The 21,334-nt window shown below is 61.6% G+C and carries 20 protein-coding genes and 1 pseudogene; 18 read left to right on the plus strand and 3 right to left on the minus strand.

The window, feature by feature from the left end:
• Window positions 1-26: 26 nt before the first annotated feature.
• The 17 genes from ACQ7C1_RS03320 (at window position 27) to ACQ7C1_RS03400 (ending at window position 16,630) form a co-directional block, all read left to right on the plus strand.
• Window positions 27-632 carry a dimethylsulfoniopropionate lyase gene (locus ACQ7C1_RS03320; RefSeq protein ID WP_430957310.1) on the plus strand — a complete coding sequence of 202 codons (606 nt, stop codon included), beginning with the start codon at window positions 27-29 and terminating at the stop codon, window positions 630-632.
• A gap of 134 nt (window positions 633-766) precedes the next feature.
• Complete coding sequence (locus ACQ7C1_RS03325; protein ID WP_430957311.1) at window positions 767-1,516, plus strand: electron transfer flavoprotein subunit beta/FixA family protein; 750 nt, start codon at window positions 767-769, stop codon at window positions 1,514-1,516.
• Window positions 1,517-1,541: 25 nt separating this feature from the next.
• Window positions 1,542-2,471 (plus strand): electron transfer flavoprotein subunit alpha/FixB family protein, encoded by a 930-nt coding sequence (locus ACQ7C1_RS03330; RefSeq protein ID WP_430957312.1) that lies wholly within the window; start codon window positions 1,542-1,544, stop codon window positions 2,469-2,471.
• A gap of 15 nt (window positions 2,472-2,486) precedes the next feature.
• A complete protein-coding gene (locus tag ACQ7C1_RS03335) occupies window positions 2,487-3,179 on the plus strand; it encodes a dimethylsulfonioproprionate lyase family protein (protein WP_430957313.1) in 693 nt (230 codons plus the stop codon).
• Window positions 3,180-3,273: 94 nt separating this feature from the next.
• Window positions 3,274-4,401, plus strand: a complete 1,128-nt coding sequence (locus ACQ7C1_RS03340; RefSeq protein ID WP_430957314.1) for an S-(hydroxymethyl)glutathione dehydrogenase/class III alcohol dehydrogenase — start codon at window positions 3,274-3,276, stop codon at window positions 4,399-4,401.
• A 2-nt stretch (window positions 4,402-4,403) separates the two neighbouring features.
• Complete coding sequence (fghA, locus tag ACQ7C1_RS03345) at window positions 4,404-5,240, plus strand: S-formylglutathione hydrolase (protein WP_430957315.1); 837 nt, start codon at window positions 4,404-4,406, stop codon at window positions 5,238-5,240.
• A 55-nt stretch (window positions 5,241-5,295) separates the two neighbouring features.
• The gene (gene gfa, locus ACQ7C1_RS03350; protein WP_430957316.1) at window positions 5,296-5,868 is read left to right on the plus strand and encodes an S-(hydroxymethyl)glutathione synthase; all 573 of its coding nucleotides are present in this window, start codon (window positions 5,296-5,298) and stop codon (window positions 5,866-5,868) included.
• 410 nt (window positions 5,869-6,278) lie between these two features.
• Entirely contained in the window at window positions 6,279-6,995 is a 717-nt protein-coding gene (locus ACQ7C1_RS03355; protein WP_430957317.1) for a GntR family transcriptional regulator, read from the plus strand.
• The gene (locus ACQ7C1_RS03360) at window positions 6,992-7,903 is read left to right on the plus strand and encodes a dihydrodipicolinate synthase family protein (RefSeq protein ID WP_085781778.1); all 912 of its coding nucleotides are present in this window, start codon (window positions 6,992-6,994) and stop codon (window positions 7,901-7,903) included. The genes ACQ7C1_RS03355 and ACQ7C1_RS03360 overlap by 4 nt, the downstream gene beginning before the upstream one ends.
• Window positions 7,896-9,413, plus strand: a complete 1,518-nt coding sequence (locus ACQ7C1_RS03365) for an aldehyde dehydrogenase (protein WP_430957318.1) — start codon at window positions 7,896-7,898, stop codon at window positions 9,411-9,413. The genes ACQ7C1_RS03360 and ACQ7C1_RS03365 overlap by 8 nt, the downstream gene beginning before the upstream one ends.
• Complete coding sequence (locus ACQ7C1_RS03370; protein ID WP_430957319.1) at window positions 9,410-10,756, plus strand: NAD(P)/FAD-dependent oxidoreductase; 1,347 nt, start codon at window positions 9,410-9,412, stop codon at window positions 10,754-10,756. The genes ACQ7C1_RS03365 and ACQ7C1_RS03370 overlap by 4 nt, the downstream gene beginning before the upstream one ends.
• Before the next feature lie 72 nt (window positions 10,757-10,828).
• Complete coding sequence (locus tag ACQ7C1_RS03375) at window positions 10,829-11,680, plus strand: glycine betaine ABC transporter substrate-binding protein (protein WP_430957320.1); 852 nt, start codon at window positions 10,829-10,831, stop codon at window positions 11,678-11,680.
• An 84-nt stretch (window positions 11,681-11,764) separates the two neighbouring features.
• Window positions 11,765-12,856 carry a quaternary amine ABC transporter ATP-binding protein gene (locus ACQ7C1_RS03380; RefSeq protein WP_085781774.1) on the plus strand — a complete coding sequence of 364 codons (1,092 nt, stop codon included), beginning with the start codon at window positions 11,765-11,767 and terminating at the stop codon, window positions 12,854-12,856.
• Window positions 12,857-12,876: 20 nt separating this feature from the next.
• On the plus strand, window positions 12,877-13,725 hold the full coding sequence (locus ACQ7C1_RS03385; protein WP_430957321.1) for an ABC transporter permease: 849 nt from the start codon (window positions 12,877-12,879) through the stop codon (window positions 13,723-13,725).
• A complete protein-coding gene (locus ACQ7C1_RS03390) occupies window positions 13,722-14,573 on the plus strand; it encodes an ABC transporter permease (protein ID WP_430957322.1) in 852 nt (283 codons plus the stop codon). Before ACQ7C1_RS03385 ends, ACQ7C1_RS03390 begins: the two co-directional genes overlap by 4 nt.
• 15 nt (window positions 14,574-14,588) lie before the next feature.
• Window positions 14,589-15,587: a 4-hydroxyproline epimerase gene (locus ACQ7C1_RS03395; protein WP_085781771.1), complete on the plus strand. Its 999-nt coding sequence runs from the start codon at window positions 14,589-14,591 to the stop codon at window positions 15,585-15,587.
• A 29-nt stretch (window positions 15,588-15,616) separates the two neighbouring features.
• Window positions 15,617-16,630, plus strand: coding sequence for a GlxA family transcriptional regulator (locus ACQ7C1_RS03400; RefSeq protein WP_430957596.1), 1,014 nt, complete (start codon window positions 15,617-15,619; stop codon window positions 16,628-16,630).
• Between the two features lie 204 nt (window positions 16,631-16,834).
• Here the strand turns inward: ACQ7C1_RS03400 and ACQ7C1_RS03405 are convergent, their stop codons facing one another.
• Together ACQ7C1_RS03405 and ACQ7C1_RS03410 are read right to left on the minus strand one after the other, a co-directional pair.
• Window positions 16,835-17,923, minus strand: coding sequence for a hybrid-cluster NAD(P)-dependent oxidoreductase (locus ACQ7C1_RS03405; protein ID WP_085781770.1), 1,089 nt, complete (start codon window positions 17,921-17,923; stop codon window positions 16,835-16,837).
• Entirely contained in the window at window positions 17,913-19,166 is a 1,254-nt protein-coding gene (locus ACQ7C1_RS03410) for an aromatic ring-hydroxylating oxygenase subunit alpha (RefSeq protein ID WP_430957323.1), read from the minus strand. Before ACQ7C1_RS03410 ends, ACQ7C1_RS03405 begins: the two co-directional genes overlap by 11 nt.
• Window positions 19,167-19,275: 109 nt before the next feature.
• Here ACQ7C1_RS03410 and ACQ7C1_RS03415 point away from each other — a divergent pair, with 109 nt between their 5' ends.
• Entirely contained in the window at window positions 19,276-20,163 is an 888-nt protein-coding gene (locus ACQ7C1_RS03415; protein WP_221112753.1) for a LysR substrate-binding domain-containing protein, read from the plus strand.
• On the opposite strand, the pseudogene ACQ7C1_RS03420 reads toward ACQ7C1_RS03415, so the two are convergent.
• A pseudogene (locus tag ACQ7C1_RS03420) lies at window positions 20,164-21,278 on the minus strand (acyltransferase). It abuts the gene before it with no gap.
• Between the last annotated feature and the right edge of the window lie 56 nt (window positions 21,279-21,334).

Genomic DNA, 21,334 nt, shown 5'->3' on the forward strand with positions numbered 1-21,334 from the left:
CTGCCGGCCGATCCGGAGGGGATGATATGAGTTTGCGCAACGAAAGCCTCCAGCATTTTCTGGAAGCCGCTTCGGTCGCTTTCGACCAGTTCGCCGAGGCTCCAGAAGCCCGCCGCTCGATCGGGCAGTTCTTCGCGGCGCTGGAGCGCCCGGGGACTGCCCGCGCGGGAGAGGGAAACCGGTTGCCGGTCTGCGCTCATCTCGATATGGCGCTCGCAGTCGATACGTCCTATGCTTCGCTGGCGCGATTGATCGAGGGGTTCAAAGGCATTGAGCCAATGCTTGAATGGCATCGCCGCACAAAGTATGACCACACCACGGCCAGCGACAATTTCGTTGATGGGCATGCCAATGCCATGATCGTCGGGCCGGGTGGATTGGAGGAGCGAAGTGACCTGTGGTTCGGTGTGACATTGATGGCGCCTCACGTGCGCTATCCCGATCACGACCATGCGCCGGAGGAGGTCTATCTCGTGCTGTCCAAGGGAGAGTTCCAGCAGGGGGAGGGGAACTGGTTTTCGCCTGGTATCGGCGGATCGTTCTATAATATTCCCGGGATCAAACATGCCATGAGGTCGGTGGAGACGCCGCTCTTCGCCTTCTGGGCGTTGCTTGCCGAGCGGTCGCATTGACGGCTGGCTGTCTACAGCATGTCGCGCAAAGCTGTGCGGCAATTGTGACAACGGCTTACGTAAAAACAAAGAGTTAAAGCGCAGAGAAAGCGAATCTGAAAGATAGCGACGCGCTTTGGATATAGGGGTTTGCCATGAAGATTCTCGTGCCCGTCAAGCGGGTTGTCGACTACAACGTGAAGATCCGGGTGAAGCCGGATGGCACGGGTGTCGAGCTTGCCAATGTGAAGATGTCGATGAACCCGTTCGACGAGATTTCGGTGGAAGAGGCGCTGAGATTGAAGGAAGCCGGCAAGGCGGAAGAAGTGGTGGTGGTGTCGATCGGCCCGGCCAAGGCCGAGGAAACGCTGCGCACGGCGCTCGCCATGGGCGCCGACCGGGCAATCCTGGTCGAGACCGATGATGCCGTCGAGCCGCTCGCCGTCGCCAAAATCCTCAAGGGTGTGGCCGATGCCGAACAGCCGGGCCTAATCATATCAGGCAAGCAGGCGATCGACGACGATTCGAACCAGACCGGCCAGATGCTGGCGGCATTGCTGGGCTCGGCCCAGGCGACCTTCGCCTCGAAGATCGAGATCGGTGACGGTAAGGCTCAGGTCACGCGCGAGGTCGACGGCGGCCTGCAGACGATCGAGATCAAGCTGCCGGCGGTCATCACCACCGACCTCAGACTGAACGAGCCGCGTTACGCCTCGCTGCCGAACATCATGAAGGCGAAGAAGAAGCCGCTCGACAAGAAGACGCCGGCCGATTTCGGCGTCGACACGACGCCGCGGCTGAAGGTGCTGAAGACCGAGGAGCCGTCCGGCCGCAAGGCCGGCGTCAAGGTCAAGTCGGTCGCCGAACTCATCGACAAGCTGAAGAACGAAGCCGGCGTGCTGTGATCGGCCTGGAACAGGAGCAACTATCATGACCATTCTTCTTCTGGCCGACCATGACGGCAATCACCTTTCCGACCAGACCGCCAAGGCGCTGACGGCGGCAAGCCAGATCGGCCCCGATGTGCATGTCCTGGTTGCCGGCAAGGCTGCCAGGGCTGCGGCCGATCAGGCGGCAAAACTCTCCGGCGTCTCCAAGGTGCTGCTCGCCGAAAGCGACGCGCTTGCCAACAATCTCGCCGAACCGCTGGCCGATCTGATCGTCTCGCTTGCCGGCTCCTATGACACGATCGTCTCGGCCGCCACCTCGGTCGGCAAGACGGTGCTGCCGCGGGTGGCAGCCCTTCTCGACGTCGCCCAGGTCTCGGAGATCATCGAGGTCGTCTCCGCCGATACCTTCAAGCGGCCGATCTATGCCGGCAACGCCATCCAGACGGTGCAATCAAGCGACGCCAAGAAGGTGATCACCGTGCGCACCGCTTCCTTTGCCTCGGCAGCGGAAGGCGGTTCGGCAACGGTCGAGGCGATCCCGGCCGTCTCCGATCCGGGCCTGTCGCGTTTCGTCTCCGATGCCCTGTCGGCGTCGGAACGTCCGGAATTGACCTCGGCCAAGGTCATCATCTCGGGCGGCCGCGCACTCGGTTCGGCCGAGAAGTTCAGGCAAGTCATCCTGCCGGTGGCCGACAAGCTCGGTGCTGCCGTCGGCGCCAGCCGTGCTGCCGTCGATGCCGGTTATGCCCCGAACGACTGGCAGGTCGGACAGACCGGCAAGGTGGTGGCGCCCGATCTCTATATCGCCTGCGGCATCTCCGGCGCCATCCAGCATCTGGCCGGCATGAAGGATTCGAAGGTGATCGTCGCCATCAACAAGGACGAGGAGGCGCCGATCTTCCAGGTTGCCGACTACGGCCTCGTCGCCGATCTGTTCGACGCCCTGCCGGAATTGCAAAAGGCGCTCTGAGCGAGGAGACCGAACGTGGCGCGCGCGGTGGGACGTCCAATCAGACCTGGTGCCGACCTTCTCCTGAATGATGAGGAAAAGCCGGCCTATATCAGGCTGCACGACATCGGCAGGGAAAGGCGCCCTCGGCCGCTGCAGGAATTCCTCAACGATATCGGCGGACTGATGCTGTCGGCTGAGGCTCCCGCCGTTGCCAGTTTCGTTGCCGGCAAGGTGCTGCAGAGGCTGCTCAAGACAGGCAAGGTGCGGCCGGACGGCGACCCTCTTCCCGGCGTGCCAGGAGGGCTGGATGACGCCATCGGCCATCTGGCAAAATCCGGACGAAAATATGAGGCGATCGCCGGCCAGTTCAAAAGTCTCGCCGACAAACTGCTGTGGAGACGTGGCCGGACCGGCCCCTTTGCCAGCCTGAACTTCGGCAACACCCACTCCCACGCCGTCCTGATCGGTCCGGGCGGCCTGGAGGAGCGGGCCGATCTCCGGGTGGGCGTGATCTATATGGATCGCTACACGCGCTTTCCCGATCATGTTCAGACGCAGCCGCGTGCCTTCATTCTGCTTTCGCCGGGCGAAATCTGCCTGGACGATTCCCAATGGTTTTCCGCCGCGACCGGAACAGTTTTCGCGAATGATGCGGGGCAATCCTTTGCGATAAGATGTACGGCCCAGCCGCTTCTCGCGGTCTGGTGTCAGGTCGAGCCGGGATGACAAAGGTGTGGCCGAAGCCGATCGTACCCGATCTCCCGGCCGCATCTGCGCATATCTAACACCGAAATTGCATTTAATAAGGAAGGATTATCAAATGGACGTTCGCGCCGCCGTAGCCGTTCAGGCTGGAAAACCGCTTGAAGTGATGACCGTGCAGCTGGAGGGGCCGAAGGCCGGCGAGGTGCTGGTGGAGGTCAAGGCGACGGGCATCTGCCACACCGACGATTTCACCCTGTCGGGCGCCGATCCGGAAGGCCTGTTCCCCGCCATCCTCGGCCATGAGGGCGCCGGCATCGTCGTCGATGTCGGCCCGGGCGTGACCTCGGTCAAGAAGGGCGACCATGTCATTCCGCTTTATACGCCCGAATGCCGCGAGTGTTATTCCTGCACGTCGCGCAAGACCAATCTCTGCACTTCGATTCGATCAACCCAGGGTCAGGGCGTGATGCCGGACGGCACCTCGCGCTTCTCGATCGGCAAGGACAAGATCCATCACTATATGGGCTGCTCGACCTTTGCCAATTACACCGTGCTGCCGGAGATCGCGCTCGCCAAGATCAACCCCGACGCGCCCTTCGACAAGGTCTGCTACATCGGCTGCGGCGTCACCACCGGCATCGGCGCCGTCATCAACACCGCCAAGGTCGAGGTCGGCGCTACCGCGATCGTCTTCGGCCTCGGCGGCATCGGCCTGAACGTCATTCAGGGCCTGCGGCTTGCCGGCGCCGACATGATCATCGGCGTCGATATCAACCCGGATCGCAAGGCCTGGGGCGAGAAGTTCGGCATGACGCATTTCGTCAATCCGAAGGAGGTCGGCGACGACATCGTGCCCTATCTGGTCAACATGACCAAGCGCGGCGGCGACCTGATCGGCGGCGCCGACTACACCTTCGACTGCACCGGCAACACCAAGGTGATGCGCCAGGCGCTGGAAGCTTCGCATCGCGGCTGGGGCAAATCGGTCATCATCGGCGTGGCCGGCGCCGGCCAGGAGATCTCGACACGGCCGTTCCAGCTGGTCACCGGCCGCAACTGGATGGGCACCGCCTTCGGCGGCGCGCGCGGCCGCACCGACGTTCCGAAGATCGTCGACTGGTACATGCAGGGCAAGATCCAGATCGATCCGATGATCACCCACACCATGCCGCTCGAAGATATCAACAAGGGCTTCGACCTGATGCACAAGGGCGAAAGCATCCGCGGCGTGGTGGTCTACTAAGAATGAAAACGATCGCGACTGATAAGTCTTACGGCGGCACTCAGGGCGTCTACGTGGAACGCTCCGAGACCTGCGATTGCGACATGACCTTCGCGGTGTTCGTGCCGCCGCAGGCTGCCGCCGGCAAGCTGCCGGTTCTATGGTATCTGTCCGGCCTGACATGCACGCATGCCAACGTCATGGACAAGGGCGAGTATCGGCGGCTTGCCGCCGAACTCGGTCTGGTCATCGTCTGCCCGGATACCAGCCCCCGCGGGGATCACGTTCCCGATGAGGCCGACAACTGGCAGTTCGGCAAGGGTGCGGGCTTTTATGTCGACGCCACTGAGCCGCCCTATTCGGCCAATTACCGCATGTACAGCTATATCGTCGACGAGCTGCCGCGGCTCGTTGCTGCGGAGTTTCCGGTCGACATGGATCGCCAGGGGATATTCGGTCACTCGATGGGTGGACATGGCGCGATCACCATCGCGCTGAAGAACCCGGATCGCTTCCGCAGCTGTTCGGCCTTCGCGCCGATCAGCCATCCCTCGGTTTCCGGCTGGTCGAAGCCGGCCTTCCGGAAATATCTCGGCGCCGACGAGGCGACCTGGCGGGCCTATGACGCCTGCTCGTTGATCGAGGACGGTCATCGTTTCCCCGAACTGTTCGTCGACCAGGGAACGGCGGATAGCTTCCTGGAGGATGGATTGCGCCCCGACGAGCTGAGACAAGCCTGCGAGGCGGCTGATATCAACCTCAAGCTTCGCATGCAGGAAGGCTACGGCCATTCCTACTTCTTCATTTCGACATTCATGGAGGACCATCTGCGCTGGCACGCGCAGAGGCTGGGAAAATAATTGCATAGCTCGGCCGGGCATAACGCAAACGGCCAGGGAGGGAAGGAGAGAAGCAATGACCAGCATAGCCATACATCCGGCAGTGGATTCAGGCTTTCGAGCGACTGACGCTGCTTTCGCAGGCGGAACGCTTGTGTGCAATTGCGCGAGCAATCCCGTCAAGGTGAGGGTCAAGGGTGATATCGCCCACAACCACGTCTGCGGCTGCACCAAGTGCTGGAAGCCGAAAGGCGCCGTCTTCTCGGTCGTGGCGGTGGCGCCGACCGAAAGCGTCGAGGTGCTGGAAAACGGCGACAAGCTCGCAGTTGTCGATTCCACCGCCCTGATTCAGCGGCACGCCTGCAAGGAGTGCGGGGTGCATATGTACGGACCGGTCGAGCGCGAACATCCCTTCCAGGGGTTGTCCTTCGTCCACCCGGAGCGCTTCCAGGAGGGTGGCTGGGCAAAGCCGACTTTCGCAGCCTTCGTGTCGTCGATCATCGAAAGCGGCTTCGATCCTTCGAAGATGGACGCGGTCAGGGCGCAGCTGAAGGCGTCGGGGCTCGAGCCTTATGATTGCCTTTCGCCTGGCCTGATGGACTATATCGCCACCTGGACCGCCAAAAAGAGCGGCGTCCTGGCCGCCTAATTCTTCGGGGGGCGCCGAACAGGCGCTCCCCGAATGCAGCCGCCATCCGCATGTCGTAACCCCCGGCGATGACCGGCGTCTTGAGGTCCTGTAATCGACCTCGGCTGGAGCCAGTCCAGCCCACCTGCCACGACAACCCATGAGAAGAACTCCGCGAAGGCTGCCGCCGCGGAGCTTTTTGCCATGCCCGTCACTTCCGAAAATAAGCAGCGGCATCAAGCCTCCCGCTATCGGCGGCAACAGTCTCCTTTGCCGTGGACACCGATCATCGCCCGCGCTCAGAACACGCTCTTCGTAAATTGTGTAATCGAGGAATTATTAATGTGTACATAGAGTACACAATTATTGACTCTGTTCGGGCGGCGTGTCATCTTCCCCGGCGTAGAGCAACAAGCGACCGGAGATCGACGATGGCGAAGACACCCAAGAGCAATCTCTACGAAGACCTGAAACGCCAGATTCTGACGATGGAGCTGGATCCGGACGCTGATCTCGACGAGGTCAGTCTGAGCGGGAAGTACGGGCTGTCGCGCACCCCGGTGCGGGACATATTCCGTCGCCTTGCCGGCGAGGGCTATATCGACATCCGCGAGAACAGGGGTGCGCGGGTCATTCCGATGAACCACTCCACGCTGCGCAATTTCTTCCTTGTCGCGCCGATGATCTATGCGGCCATCGGCCGTCTCGCCGTACAGAACTTCAAGCCCGCGCAGCTTGTCGATCTGAGGCAGACCCAGGAACGGTTCCGGGCCGCCAGCGAGACTAGGGACCCGCTGGCGATGGTTCTGGAGAACAATCGCTTTCATGAAATTTTCGGTGAGATGTCGGGCAATGACTATCTGCAGCCGAGCCTCGGCCGGCTGCTCATCGACCACGCACGCATCGGCCACACCTTCTTCCGCCCGAGAAACGATGACATGCGGCGGCGGCTGCAAATTGCCGTCGACCATCATGACGGCTTCATAGAGGCTCTCGGTGCTCACGACGAGAGCGCCGTGGTCGACCTCGTCTTCGAACACTGGGAACTGTCTCGCGAGAACATGGAGATGTTCATCGCCCCGCCAGGCCTTAAGGCGGATGCCCATCTCGGCGGTCCGGCCACGCAATTATTGGAGAAGTCATCGTGAAATTTGAGGGGATCTATACACCGGCCGTGACGCCGCTCGATCAGGATGGACAGATCGACCGGCCGGCATTCGCTGCCGTGCTCGAGTCGCTGATTGAGGCCGGCGTCCACGGCATTATTGTCGGCGGTTCGACGGGCGAATACTACGCCCAGAGCAGCCAGGAACGTTACGAGCTCGCGGCCTATGCGAAGGAAGTCATCGGGACGCGGCTGCCGCTCATCATCGGCACAGGCGCCACGCGGACCGAAGATTCGGTCGAATATGCCAAGGCTGCGAAGGAAATTGGTGCGGACGCGATCCTCGTGTCGTCGCCGCCATACGCATTGCCGACCGAACGCGAGAACGCAGTCCATGCGCTGACCGTCGATCGCGCCGCCAACCTGCCGATCATGCTCTACAACTACCCTGCCCGCATGGGTGTGGTGATGGGCGATGAGTATTTTTCCCGCGTCGGCAAGTCGAAGAACGTCGTCGCCATCAAGGAAAGCTCCGGCGACATGAGCAATCTTCACCTGCTGGCCCGGAAATTCCCGCACATCTCGCTCTCGTGCGGCTGGGACGACCAGGCGCTCGAATTCTTCGCATGGGGCGCGAAAAGCTGGGTCTGCGCCGGCTCCAATTTCCTGCCGCGCGAGCATGTCGCCCTCTATGAGGCCTGCGTCGTCGAGAAGAACTTCGACAAGGGCCGGGCGATCATGAGCGCGATGCTGCCGCTGATGGATTTCCTCGAATGCGGCAAGTTCGTCCAGTCGATCAAACACGGCTGCGAGATCATCGGCCTGAAAGCCGGCCCCGTGCGGTCGCCGCTGCGCGGACTGAACTCCGAAGAGAAAAGAACCCTTCAGACCGTCGTTTCCACGTTGAAGCGCACGGTCGGCCAGATCACGTCGGGAGCCAATCATGCATGAGCCATTGACCGCAGCCGAATACAAGGCGATCGCCGCCGGTCTTCAACTTCCGACGAATGCTTTCATTGACGGCACATTCCGTCCGGCCAATTCCGGCAAGACCTTCACCTCCACAAACCCTGCGACGGGCGAGGTCCTTGCCGAAATCGCCGCCTGTGATTCAAGCGACGTCGATTTCGCCGTCGAAAAGGCGAAGCAGGCATTTGACGACGGACGCTGGCGGCTTCGCTCTCCGGGCGAGCGCAAGGACGTGCTGCTGAAGCTCGCCAAGCTCCTGGAGCGCAACCGGCACGAGCTCGCCGTCATGGAGAGTCTCGACAGCGGCAAGCCGATCCGGGAATGCCAGACGGTCGACGTACCCGATACAATTCATACGCTGCGTTGGCATGCCGAACTGATCGACAAGCTCTATGACAACACCGCCCCTGTCGGCGCCAACGCGTTGACGATGATCGTGCGTGAGCCGATCGGCGTTGTCGGCTGCGTGTTGCCGTGGAATTTCCCGCTGCTGATGCTCGCCTGGAAGATCGGCCCGGCGCTTGCGGCCGGCTGCTCGGTCATCGTCAAACCGGCACAGGAAACGACGCTCACGACGCTGCGTGTCGCCGAGCTTGCCCATGAAGCGGGTATTCCTGCGGGTGTCTTCAACGTTGTGACCGGCGGCGGCAAGGACGTCGGCGAACCGATCGGCCTGCACAAGGATGTCGATATGGTGGCCTTCACCGGCTCGACGCCCACCGGCCGCCGCTTCCTGCGTTATGCCGCGGACTCGAACCTCAAGAAAGTCGTGCTCGAATGCGGCGGCAAGAATCCCGCGGTCGTTCTCGACGATGCCGAAGACCTGGACCTCGTTGCCGAGCAGGTTGTCAACGGCGCCTTCTGGAACATGGGCGAGAACTGCTCGGCCACTTCGCGTCTCATCGTCCAGTCCGGAATCAAGGACGAATTGATGAAGCGCATCGGCGCCTATCTGCGCGAATGGAAGACGGGCGATCCGCTCGATCCCGAAATCCGCATCGGCGCGCTCGTCAGCAAGGCACATTTCGAGAAGGTGAAGTCCTTCCTCGACGACGCCAAGACGGAGAAGCTCTCCGTTGCCCATGGCGGCGAAACCTATAACGGCATCTTCATCGAGCCGACGGTGGTCGAGGGTGTGACACCTGCAAGCCGACTCTTCCAGGAGGAAATCTTCGGGCCGGTGCTCTCCGTGACCACTTTCAAGTCGCTCCCTGAGGCGATCGCCCTTGCCAATGATACGAATTACGGCCTGACGGCCTCCGTCTATACCGGTAGCCTGCGGAATGCGATCAAGCTCTCGCGCGAGATCCGCGCCGGTGTCGTCACGGTCAACTGCTTCGGAGAAGGGGACGCCACCACCCCGTTTGGCGGTTACAAGGAGTCCGGCTTCGGCGGCCGCGACAAGTCGGTCTTCGCCCACGACAATTACTGCGAGCTGAAGACCATCTGGATCGACGTATCCGAACGATCGGTCGACGAGACGATCCGATGATCCGTCACGTCATCAAGCGCCTGCCGATCGATACCGGCGTTTCGGGATGGGAGGCGATCAGCGGACGCGCCTTCCCCGTAACGGCGCTTGAGCGTGACATACTGGCGGACTGGCTGATCGTGGGCGCCGGCTTTGCCGGACTCTCGGCGGCCCGCCGTCTCTCGCAGGCGCGGCCTGGCGACAAGATCGTCGTCCTGGATGCCGGCGAGCTTGCCAAGGGGCCGGCTGGGAGAAATTCCGGCTTCATGATCGACGTGCCGCACAACCTCTCCTCCGGCGAGTATTCGGTGGCGGGCGAGGCGGCAACCAAGGACGAGATCCGCCAGAACCGTCTGGCGATTTCCTTCGCATCCGAAGTGGCGGCCGAATACGGCCTGTCCAAGGAGGTCTTCGACCCCGCGGGCAAGGTGAATGCGGCCGCCTCCGCGCGCGGGCTCGCGCTTAACGACAACTATCGGAAGTCGCTCGAGAAGATCGGTGAGGAGCATAGCGTTTTCGACGCCGATCACATGCGGGAAATGACCGGCTCGCGCTATTACCTCGGAGGGCTCTACACGCCCGGCGCGGTGATGATTCAGCCGGCCGGTTACATTCGCGGCTTGGCGCACGGGCTTTCCTCGAAGGTCGTCATCCACGAGAATTCGCCGGTGCTGGAACTTTCCCGGGAGGGGGGCAGCTGGAAGGCGAAGACGCCGCGCGGCTCGGTCTCATCGCCGAAGGTCATACTGGGCGTGAACGGCCACATCGAAAGCTTCGGCCATTTCCGCGGTCGGCTGATGCATATCTTCACGTATGCGTCGATGACATCGGCCTTTTCCCAGAACGAATTTGGCGGCGATGTCACCGGCGTCGATCGCTGGGCGCTGCTGCCGGCCGACCCGATGGGCGCCACTGTGCGCAAGATCTCCAAGGATGGCCTGTCAAGGATCGTCGTCAGGACGAGGTTCACCTACGATCCCAGCCTCAAAGTATCGGAAAAGCGTGTGGCCGGCGTTGCCGCCGAGCAGCGGCGCTCGTTCGACGCTCGGTTCCCCGAGCTGAAAAGCCTGCCGATGGAATATAGCTGGGCGGGCGCGCTCTGCCTCAGCCGGAACCATGTGCCGGCTTTCGGCGAGGTCGAAGAGGGGCTGTTTTCCGCCTGTTGCGAGAATGGTCTCGGCACCGTCAAGAGCACACTTGCCGGCATGATGGCGGCTGACCTCGCGACAGGCGCCGCGAGCTCGGAGCTCGATACGTACAAAAACCAGCCGGAACCGACGAGATTGCCTCCCGAGCCCATCGCCTGGCTCGGCGTCAACTCGGTCATCCGCCTACAGGAATTGCGTGCAGGCCGCGAGGGATGATCCCTCGGGTCACGCAATACGAAGCTGCCCGCTCGCAGACTTCAATGGGAACGTAAAACAGGAGTAACAACAATGAAAATTTTGTGGAAGGCGCTCTGCGCCGCTGCGATGGTCGGGATCAGCGTTCTGCCGGCCCGCGCGGAAGAAAAGACGATCACCATGGGCACGATGTCGTGGGAGGATCTCACGCCGATCACCGGCATCACCAAGAAGGTTCTCGAAGACGCCGGCTATACCGTCAAGGTCACCGAATTCTCCGAGTGGGGCATTGCCTATGCAGCCCTCGCCAAGGGCGACATCCAGGTGCTCACCTCGCAGACGGACTATGTCGCGCAGGACTACTGGGACAAGAACAAGAACCGTCTCGAAAAGATCTCGCCGGTTTCGCACGGCCTCTATCAGGGCGTCGCCGTTCCCAAATATGTGCCGATCGACTCGCTGGAACAGCTCAATGAAAACGCCGACAAGTTCGGCGGCAAGATCATCGGCATCGAGCCGGGCGCCGGCCTGATGCGCGACACATCGAATGCGGTCAAGGATTACGGGCTCAAGCTCCAGCTTGTCGAAGGCAGCACGGCCGCGATGACGGCGGCGCTGAAATCCGCCTACGACCGTAAGGAGTGGATCGCCGTGACGATCTGGGAGCCGTCCTGGATGGTCCAGAAGTACGAGGTCAAGTACCTCAAGGATCCGAAGGGCGTCTTCCCGCCGCCGCAGAGCTACTACTGGATCGGCCATAAGGGCTTTTCCGAAGAGAACCCGCATGCCCGCGAAGTCATGGCCAGCGTCTATGTGCCGATCGCCGACATCACCGCCATCAACGGCGAAGTCAAGGACGGCAAGACCATGGACCAGGCCGTTCAGGACTGGATCGGCGCCCATGCCGACCTGATCAAGCGCTGGGAAAACATCAAGAAGAAATAAGTGCGTCGTGGCCGTCCGATCCTTTGGGCGGCCACCCTCTCACCTAGAAGAAGCCAGCGCCGATTGGCTCAAAAGGGGATCGCTATGAAAACCGTCAATATCGATGCCAAGGATGTCCTGATCGACTGCCAATCCCTCTGGAAGGTCTTTGGTGACAAATCCGCTGCGGCGATGCAGTCGATAAAGGAGCGCGGTCTCGACAAGAAGGAGGTCCTGCAGAAATTCAACTGCGTCGTCGGCGTGTCCGAAGTGAGCCTCCAGGTCCGGCGCGGGGAAATCTTCTGCATCATGGGCCTGTCGGGCAGCGGAAAATCGACGCTGATCCGCCTTTTGAACAAGCTGATCACGCCGAGCGCCGGCAAGGTGCTCGTCAAGGGACGCGACCTCGCCTCCTTGTCGCCGGTCGATCTCAGGCAGATGCGCGCCAAGAACATCGGCATGGTGTTTCAGAGCGTTGCCCTGCTGCCGCACCGCACCGTCCTGGAAAATGCGGCCTTCGGCCTCGAGGTCCAGGGAATCGCGAAGGCGGAGCGAAACAAGACCGCCGCCGCCGCCCTCGAGAAAGTCGGCCTCGCCGACTGGGTGAGCCGCTATCCCAATGAGCTTTCCGGCGGCATGCAGCAGCGCGTCGGGCTTGCCCGCGCCCTTGCCTCCGACCCGGAGATCATTCTCATGGACGAGCCGTTCAGCGCGCTCGATCCCCTGATCCGGCGCCAGCTTCAGGACGAATTCCGCCAGCTGACCAAAGCCCTCGGCAAATCTGCCGTCTTCATCACCCATGATCTCGACGAGGCGATCCGCATCGGCGACCGTATCGCCATCATGAAGGACGGCGTCATCATCCAGACCGGCACGGCCGAGGAAATCATCCTCAACCCGGCCGATGCCTATGTGGCCGAATTCGTCGCCGGCATATCCCGCCTTCATTTGATCAAGGCGCATTCGGTCATGCGCAGCGTTGCCGAATTCCAGCAGAGCGCTGCGAATTCGGATATCGCGTCGCTGGCGCGCACGACGCCGGATGCCGATATCGACGAGCTTATCTCCCTGACGATGCAATCGGACCGCGACGCCATTGCCGTCGTCGATAACGATCGAGTCGTGGGCGTCGTTACACCGCGCAGCCTCTTGATGGGTGTCAAGGGAACCTCCGCCCCCGATCTGACGGCGGCGTGATCCCAACTGGAGGTATTGATATGGATACTTCAACCTTCACCGACTTTTTCGATGAATGGACGGATTTCGCGCTCGAATGGGTGAGCGACAACGGGGAATTCCTGTTCGACTATATCAGGCAGCTCCTCGAGGGTCTCTATGACGGGATCCTCTATCTGCTGGAGCTTCCGCCGTTTTACGTGGTCGCCGTCATTGTGGCGCTGATCGGCTGGCGGCTGGTCAATGCCTGGTTCGCGGTGCTCAGCGGCGTCGCGCTGGCGCTTTGTTTTTCGATGGGGCTGTGGCCGGAGACGATGAGCACGCTGGCTCTGGTCCTGACCGCCACTACGATCGCCCTGGCGATCGGCATTCCGGTCGGCATTGCCGCCGGCTTCTTCACGGCTCTCGATCACTTCATGGAGCCGGGCCTCGATCTCATCCAGACCATGCCACCCTACATCTACCTGCTGCCCGCGATCGCCTTGCTCGGCTACGGGCCGGCGACGGCGCTGATCGCCACCGTGATTGTCGCCGTGCCGCCGGCCATCCGCCTGACCTCTCTCGGCATCCGCATGACGCCCAAGGAATTCATCGAACTCGGAGAGGCACTCGGGATGACGCCGGCGAAAATGTTCTTCAAGATCCGTCTTCCCTTTGCGCTGCCGAGCATCATGGCGGGTATCAACCAGAGCCTGATGATGGCTTTCGGTATGGTCGTCATCGCCGGCATCGTCGGCTCCGGCGGGCTCGGAGAGACGATCTATGGCGCGATCAGGACGCTCGATATCGCGACCTCGATCAATGCCGCGATCGCAATCGTGGTACTGACCATGGTGATTGACCGGATAACCCAGAGTGCTGCCCGCCTGGGAACAGGGAGGAAGTCATGAATCCTGCGATCCTGCAGTTTTCGCCGGGCGCCTTCCTAGCCCCAGCCGTCGATTGGCTCAACACCAATCTTCATCCGCTGTTTGCGGCCATCAGCACCGTGGTCGAAACGGTCCTGTCGGCAATCGAGACGGCAATGCTCTTCGTGCCGCCTTATGCGCTGATCGTCATCGTCGTCCTGCTGGCATTCTTCGCAGTCAGCCTGCGCGCCGCGATCCTCGCCGGCCTTTGCCTCGTCTTCTGCCTGCTTGTCGGGCTGTGGACAGCGTCGATGCAGACGCTTGCTCTTGTGACCGTCGCCGTTGTGATTTCCGTCCTCATTGCCTTCCCGATCGGCGTGCTTTGTTCGCGCTACAAGACATTGGAGGCGGTGGTTCGCCCGATTCTCGACGTGATGCAGACCGTGCCGCCATGGGTCTATCTCATTCCGGCGGTGATGATCTTCAGCCTTGGACGCGTGCCGGCCATTATCGCCACCATCGTCTATGGCATTCCGCCGATGCTGCGACTGACGACGCTGGCTTTCAATCAGGTGCCGAAGGTGTTCATCGAGCTCGGCAGCGCCATCGGCGCACTGCCCCGCTCGATCCTCTGGAAGATCGAAATTCCGCTCGCCAAGCAGACACTGCTCGTCGGTCTCAATCAATGCATTCTTTTGTCGCTCGCAATGGCGGTGCTCGCCGGCCTCGTCGGCGCGGGCGGTCTCGGCGCCGAAGTGACGCGCGGCCTGACGCGCATGGAGATGGGGCTCGGCCTGAGAGCAGGTCTGGCAATCGTTGCAGTCGCTCTTCTGCTCGACCGGCTGTCGCGCGGCCTGCTCGACCGCGGCGGTCTGCCCAAGGCGCGATGAGCGGGATGTGAAAAGATGAGAAACAGCTTTTTCTGCATCGATGCGCACACCTGCGGCAACCCGGTTCGTCTCGTTGCCGGAGGCGGCCCCCTGCTTCCGCACGTGCCCATGGGCGAACGACGGGAGATTTTCGTCCGCGACCATGACTGGGTGCGCAAGGCGCTGATGTTCGAGCCGAGGGGGCATGACATCATGTCGGGTTCGATCATCTATCCCGCCTATCGGCCCGATTGCGATTTCGCCGTGCTGTTCATCGAGGTGAGCGGCTGCCTGCCGATGTGCGGCGCCGGCACCATCGGCACCGTGACCGCTGCGATCGAGGAAGGGCTGGTCAAGCCGCGTGAGCCGGGAAGAGTCGCGATCGAAACGCCGGCGGGCAGGGTCGACGTCACCTATGAGGAGAAGAATGGATATGTCGATTCCGTCCGTCTCCACAATGTCGCGAGCTATCTTCATGAGGCCGATGTCGCGGTGGATGTGCCCGGAATGGGTCGCCTGCGCGTCGATATTTCCTATGGCGGCAACTATTATGCAGTCGTCGAGCCGCAGGAGAACTGGAGCGGACTCGACGGCATGAGCGCATCCGACATCGTCGGCTGCAGCCAGAAGCTCAGGACAGCGCTTGCCGATATCTGCAATCCCGTTCATCCCGACGATGCCAGGATATCGGGCGTGCATCACGCGATCTGGTGTGACGGCCCGGTGAACGACGTGTCGGACGGGCGCTGCGCGGTCTTCTACGGCGAGAAGGCGATAGATCGCTCGCCGGGCGGCACCGGCACATCGGCGCGCATGGCGCAGCTCCATGGAAAGGGACGGCTTACCGTCGGGTCGAGCTACCGTCATGAAAGCCTGATCGGAACCGTCTTCGAGGGCCGGGTGGAAGGCGAGGCAAACATCGGACCTTATCGCGGCATCCTCCCGAGCATCGGGGGCTGGGCGCGGGTCATCGGCCACAACACCATTTTTGTTGACGACCGCGATCCGCTGGCGCACGGTTTTCAGATCAGATGAGCGCATTCAGGAACGGTGATGAGATGAATATGCGACCCGGGCAGCATCGGCAGGCAGACGGCGCCGCAAAGCCCACCGCCCGGCTCAAGGTCGGATTCGTTCTGTCGCGGTCGTTCACGCTGTCCGCCTTTGCGCTGTTCGTGGATACGCTGCGGCTGGCCAGCGACGAGCAGGACCGTTCCGGAAGAGTGCTTGCGGACTGGCAGGTGATCGGCAGCACGCGGCATCTGATCACTTCGAGTTGCGGCGTCCAGGTCGCTCCGACGTCTGACTTCGTCGATCCCACGCGCTTCGACTACATCGCCGTCGTCGGCGGCCTTCTGAGCGTGGAGAACCCCGTCGATCAGCAGACCATCACCTTCCTCAAGCAGGCGGATGCCAAGAAGGTGCCGCTGATCGGCGTGTGCACCGGTACGTTCATCCTTGCCGCTGCGGGCCTGATGAAGCGGCATGATTCCTGCGTCAGCTGGCTGCATTATAAGGAGTTTCGCGAGCGTTTCCCCGAACTCAGCGTTCGCTCCGACCGGCTCTTCAATCTCGATCGCCAGCGCGGATCCTGCGCCGGCGGCAGCAGCAGTGCCGATATGGCGGCGCTGCTGGTCAGGAAATATATCAGCCGCGATGCCGAACGAAACGCGCTTGAAGTGCTGCAGATCGAGAAGGCCCGCGCTCCGGCCGACATTCAGCCCCGGCGTCCGCTTTACGACGATTATGACGATGCCCGTGTCAAGGCGGCGATGATCACGATGGAGCAGTTCGTCGATGGCAGCATGCCGATCGAGAAACTCGCCGCCATGGTCGGGCTCTCCCGGCGGCAGTTGGAGAGAATCTTCATCGAGAAGACGGGAATGTCTCCCGCCAAAGCCTACAACCGCGTCCGCATGGAGCGGGCAAAATCGATCCTGGCCCAATCGAAGGCGCCGCTGATCGAGATTGCGCTCGATGTCGGCTTTGAAAACGCGTCGCAATTCACGAGAACGTTCAAGCGCACATTCGGGCAGACGCCGTCGCAGCATCGCGCGGCAGCTTTAAGATCGCATTGAACGATGCGACCTTTCACACATTTTCCCAGGGAAAGCTGTCCAGCCGCTCCGCGCCCTTCGTCGTGGTCAAAAGCCGGTCAGCCCCCTCGGGATTGAGATAGGCCTGTTTTCTCTCGTCCTTGAAGACGGGCCGGCTCGGCGGAACGGCTTTTGTCTCGCTGCATCCGAGTGATCCCCTGTTGTCGGTGAGTAATGCGGCGTTACTCAGCGCTCGATGACGAGATCGCCGAGCGGCTTGGAGCAGCAGGGCAGGAAGAAGCCGGCGTCGATTTCGCGTTGCCGGATGCCACCATTATGGTTCATCTCCACCGAACCGGAGACAAGCTTCGACTTGCAGGTGCCGCAGACCCCATTCGAGCACGAGGAGGGCAGGCGGACGTTGCCTTTCTTTGCCGCCGCAAGCACGGTCTGGTCTGACGGGACCTCCAACGTCTTCTTCTGTTTCGAGAATTCGACCTGGAAAGTCCTCGTTGTCGGCTGTGCGTCGACGTCGAGGCCTGGCTCGTCAATGACCGCGGCGTCGAAGCTCTCTTCGATATAGTTTTCTGGCGGGACGCCGAGAGCAGCCGTGATCGAACGCGCCACTGCCATGAACGGCGCGGGACCGCAGCACATAACGACGCGTTCGGCGATGTCGGGCACGGCAAGCTTGAGGAACTCCGGCGAGATCCGGCCGGTCAGCCCTGGCCATGACAATTCGCCGGCGACCGTTTCGGGAAGAAATTGGAGACGCAGTCCCTTCATCCTCGCTGCGAGCCCCGAAAGGTCGTGGCGAAAGATCAGATCGGCAGGCGTTCTCGCCGCGTGCAGAAAGACGATGTCCGACGCTTCGTATCGGTCTGCCAGATCACGTGTGATCGACATGACAGGCGTGATGCCCGAACCTCCGGAGAGGAGCAGAAGCTTGATCTTCTCGCCCTTGGGACGGATGAAATAACCAAGCGGTCCCTGACCCTTGACGGTCATGCCTGGTGCCATATGGTCGTGGAGCCAGTTCGATATCCTGCCGCCGGGCATGCGCTTGACCGTCACCGTAAAAGTATTGCTTCGATGGGGCGACGACGAGATGCTGTAGCACCGCGCCTCACCATCCGAACCCGTCGGGAAGTCGAACAGAAAGTACTGGCCGGCATCGAAGTGGAAATGCTTACCTTCGGGCGACGCGAACGTGAAGCTTTTCACGTCATGCGTCTCCTGATGGACGTCGAGACAGACGAGGGTCTCGTCAGTCTCCGGATCCCAGACCTGCTGCGCGCTCTGACCTAGACGCATGGATGTGAGATCAATACCCATGAGCGCGCATCCGATCGATGTACCAGGTGGCGAACTTGTCGAGGTTCGTCTCGGAGAAGCGGGAATAGGGGCCTGGCTGATAGGCGGGATCGAGCGTGCCGGCATGCGAGCGGGCGACGAGATCGGCATCCTGGTCCGTCGTCGCGATCCAGACGTCCGTCAGCTTGTCGAGATCGTAATCGACCCCCTCGACGGCATCCTTGTGGACCAACCACTTGGTACGCACCAGCGTCTTGCCCGCCGAAAGCGGGATGACGATCGCAACCACCGCATGGTCGCCCATGAAGTGGTTCCAGCTGTTATGACCCCAGAGATGCGTGTCGCCGAGATCCTTGCGGGTCATTTGACCGAGCAGCTTGGAGGATGCGGCGGTGGCGTCGGGGGTCTGGGATTCGCCGGCGCCTGCTATGATCAGCCGCTGGGTGCGGAAGTTTGTGGCGCAGTCGGTGAGCTGCTCGATAGCAGCCGAGGGGAAACCGTCTGTCTCCCATGCCTGCGTGCGCTCCTCGTAAAGCCGGAAATGCTCTTCCGCCAACTCACGATCCTCGGGGCTCAGCGTCTCCGGATCGAAGCCGAAGTCGAGATCGACGAAGGAGACGCAGAGTTCCGGATGGTTGGCGGAGCAATGGTAGCACTCGCGATTGTTCTCCATCGTCAGCTTCCAGTTGCCTTCCTCGATGACGTCGGTCTGGTGGGCGATCTTGGCATTGCGGATTTCATAGGGAGCGAGACGCTCGGCCATCGCCTGCTCGAGGCCGGCAATGTCCTCGGGCGGATTGTCGGATAGACAGACGTAGACCAGGCCGCCGATCGATTTGAAAGTAACCGGCTTCAGGCCGTGACAGTCCTTGTCGAAATCCTTGCCCATATGAGGGGCGTAGCTGAGTTCGCCCGTCAGTTCATAGGTCCAAGTGTGGTAGGGACAGACGAGCTTCGAAACGATTGTCTTGCCCGGATTGAGAAGGCGGGAGCCGCGATGGCGGCAGACATTGTGCAGGACGCGAATTTCGCCATCGTCGTCACGCAGGAGGATCAAGCTCGTCTTGCCGATATCGATCACCGTGGCGTCGCCGGGCTCGGGAACGTCACAGTCGAGGCCGACGCAGATCCAGTGCTTGTGGAAGAAGACATCGACGTCCGCTTCGAACACATCTTCCCTGATGTAAAGGCCGGCCGGCAGAGAATAACCGTCGGCACGGGCGTCGAGAAGGGCCGAAATCGAAGACGGAAGCTTGTTTAGCATGAGAACCTCTTATGTGAGAGTTCCCTAGATTGCCCTTGCAGTTACAGGGTTTCAACGGCATAAAAAATTACGATCGCATAATATTTTCTCATGTGAAAAGGTGTTCGAGATGCAGTTTCGACGGCGGCTCCCCTCGCTGACAGCACTGGTGACGCTGGAAGCGGTTCTGCGCAGAAAGAGCTTCACCACGGCCGCGACCGAGCTCGGTGTCACCCAGGCGGCGGTCAGTCGGCAGATCGCCTTGCTGGAGGAGGAACTGGGGCAGCCGCTGTTCGTGCGCAAGCACCGAGCGATCGAACCGACGGCGGCCTGCGTCAGTCTCGGCGCGACGCTCGCCAAGAGTTTCGCCGATATCGCCGAGAGCGTAGAGGCGATCCAGTCGCGCAGCCAGGATGTGGTGACGATCGGGGCGACAGTGGCATTCTCGTCCTTCTGGCTGCTGCCGAGGCTTGCCGAGTTCCGCCGGGCGAATCCCGGAATTCTCGTGCGGGTGATCTCCCAGGACAACCCGATCGCGCTCGACGACGGAGAGATCGACGTGGCCATCCGCTACGGCATGCCGCCCTTCAGCGACGGAACGGTGATCGCGTCGCGCGGCGACGTCATTACCCCTGTCTGCTCACCAGATTATCTCAGGCGTCGCGGAAATGGCCCGCTGGGCTCGACCGACGAATTCATCGAAACCGACGTTCTGGACCGTTCCTGGTACAGCTGGTCGCAATGGGTACAGCTCACCGGCGCCAATATCGAGGTCAAGCCATCGCTTCGCTTCAACCACTACACCGAAACCATTGCCGCCGCGCGCGCGGGGCAGGGGATCGCGCTCGGATGGCGCATGCTAGTCGGCACGTTCCTCGAGGACGGAACCCTGGTGAGCGCCGAGGCAAGCGAACTTGCCGCCGAAGATCGCTACAATGTGATCGTGCCGGTCAAAGCCAAGCGCAGCAATGCCCGCAATCTCGCCGCCGCCTGGCTGACGGCATCGCTGCACGGGTGATCACTGACCGAGCCCCGGCGTTGCCGTCCGATGCACGCCCTTGGGGACGAAGGCGAAGTGATCCGCAAGGCCGAGGAAATCGGCTGAAAGGTGAATGACCGAAAGCCACATCTCTGTTCCCTGCAGGCTTGGCTCGGCGCCGTCGGCGAACTGGAATCCTTCGCCGTCCCGCCATCTGTCCAGGGCTCTTGTTATGAGATGTCGGGAAATCGCCTCTCCGTCTGTCCGCCGGTAATCGGTCTGCCGGGTAATCAACAGCAGCGGATGGATCGTATCGAGCAGGTTGCAGGCATTATACTTCGCGCTGACGTAGTTGAGATGAACCGTTTCGAGCGCGGCATGTGGATGCGGAAGTGCTGCGCCAAACTGAGCATAGGTGCCGCGCGTCAGGCGATAAAAGCCATTCACCGGCTGGAGCCATCCCTCGGCAGCTGGCTCGCCCCATAGGCCGGAGACGCTATTGGCATTGCGGTTCAACCATTCGAACAGCGCCTGGCGTGATTGCCGGATGCCGAAATAGCTGGCGTTGAAATAGATGGCGGTGCCGATGGCATCGACCACGCTGCCGGCATGCCACGCCCTGCTTTGCCAGGGCAGGGCGCTCAGCCACGCGTCGAGCCCTGCGGCGTCGAGCTCGACCGCGCGGACAGGGTGCCGCGGATTCGAGCCGAGCAGTTCAAGCGCATAGCCGACCGAAAGGACGTTGTAGAGCGCCTTCGGATCATCCCTCAGCGCAATCGCCATCGCGGGAATGTCCCTGGTGACGACCGCCCCGGCAGCTATGAGGGCGCCGTTTCCGATCGTGACGCCATCGAGGATCACGCAATTGGCGCCGATCCATACACCGTCGCGGGTTATGATGCCGAGGCTGACGACGCCTTGGCGGTGTATGGGCAGATCAGGATCGTCAGGCTTTCGGTGAAGATCGCGGCATTCTCGGCGATATAGGAGGTCTCGGCTAGTTCGGCGGCGCATGATCGCCGGAGCGCTGCCTTGCGGGCGAGGTGAGCGGGATGATCGAGGTCCGACGCGATGCGCTCCCAGGGAAGATATTGCAGCCGGCGCGCTTCCCTCTCCTCGCTCGCCGATGCCTTAGGGCTGTTGACGTGATTCATCCTGCTCCTCATTCTCAGGTCGGTCGCCGAAGACTCGTCTATGTCAAGCCATCCAT

It is taken from the genome of Rhizobium sp. Nf11,1 (genome assembly GCF_050587665.1).
Taxonomy (GTDB): Bacteria; Pseudomonadota; Alphaproteobacteria; order Rhizobiales; family Rhizobiaceae; genus Rhizobium.

Bases quoted from the DNA above. Each gene is read 5' to 3' on its own strand.
- ACQ7C1_RS03410 (WP_430957323.1), bottom strand. From the start codon at position 19,166: ATGCTAAACAAGCTTCCGTCTTCGATTTCGGCCCTTCTCGACGCCCGT.
- ACQ7C1_RS03340 (WP_430957314.1), top strand. From the start codon at position 3,274: ATGGACGTTCGCGCCGCCGTAGCCGTTCAGGCTGGAAAACCGCTTGAA.
- fghA (WP_430957315.1), top strand. From the start codon at position 4,404: ATGAAAACGATCGCGACTGATAAGTCTTACGGCGGCACTCAGGGCGTC.
- ACQ7C1_RS03405 (WP_085781770.1), bottom strand. From the start codon at position 17,923: ATGGGTATTGATCTCACATCCATGCGTCTAGGTCAGAGCGCGCAGCAG.
- ACQ7C1_RS03320 (WP_430957310.1), top strand. From the start codon at position 27: ATGAGTTTGCGCAACGAAAGCCTCCAGCATTTTCTGGAAGCCGCTTCG.
- ACQ7C1_RS03400 (WP_430957596.1), top strand. From the start codon at position 15,617: ATGCGACCCGGGCAGCATCGGCAGGCAGACGGCGCCGCAAAGCCCACC.
- ACQ7C1_RS03380 (WP_085781774.1), top strand. From the start codon at position 11,765: ATGAAAACCGTCAATATCGATGCCAAGGATGTCCTGATCGACTGCCAA.
- ACQ7C1_RS03390 (WP_430957322.1), top strand. From the start codon at position 13,722: ATGAATCCTGCGATCCTGCAGTTTTCGCCGGGCGCCTTCCTAGCCCCA.
- ACQ7C1_RS03365 (WP_430957318.1), top strand. From the start codon at position 7,896: ATGCATGAGCCATTGACCGCAGCCGAATACAAGGCGATCGCCGCCGGT.
- gfa (WP_430957316.1), top strand. From the start codon at position 5,296: ATGACCAGCATAGCCATACATCCGGCAGTGGATTCAGGCTTTCGAGCG.
- ACQ7C1_RS03330 (WP_430957312.1), top strand. From the start codon at position 1,542: ATGACCATTCTTCTTCTGGCCGACCATGACGGCAATCACCTTTCCGAC.
- ACQ7C1_RS03415 (WP_221112753.1), top strand. From the start codon at position 19,276: ATGCAGTTTCGACGGCGGCTCCCCTCGCTGACAGCACTGGTGACGCTG.
- ACQ7C1_RS03355 (WP_430957317.1), top strand. From the start codon at position 6,279: ATGGCGAAGACACCCAAGAGCAATCTCTACGAAGACCTGAAACGCCAG.
- ACQ7C1_RS03385 (WP_430957321.1), top strand. From the start codon at position 12,877: ATGGATACTTCAACCTTCACCGACTTTTTCGATGAATGGACGGATTTC.
- ACQ7C1_RS03325 (WP_430957311.1), top strand. From the start codon at position 767: ATGAAGATTCTCGTGCCCGTCAAGCGGGTTGTCGACTACAACGTGAAG.
- ACQ7C1_RS03370 (WP_430957319.1), top strand. From the start codon at position 9,410: ATGATCCGTCACGTCATCAAGCGCCTGCCGATCGATACCGGCGTTTCG.
- ACQ7C1_RS03395 (WP_085781771.1), top strand. From the start codon at position 14,589: ATGAGAAACAGCTTTTTCTGCATCGATGCGCACACCTGCGGCAACCCG.
- ACQ7C1_RS03375 (WP_430957320.1), top strand. From the start codon at position 10,829: ATGAAAATTTTGTGGAAGGCGCTCTGCGCCGCTGCGATGGTCGGGATC.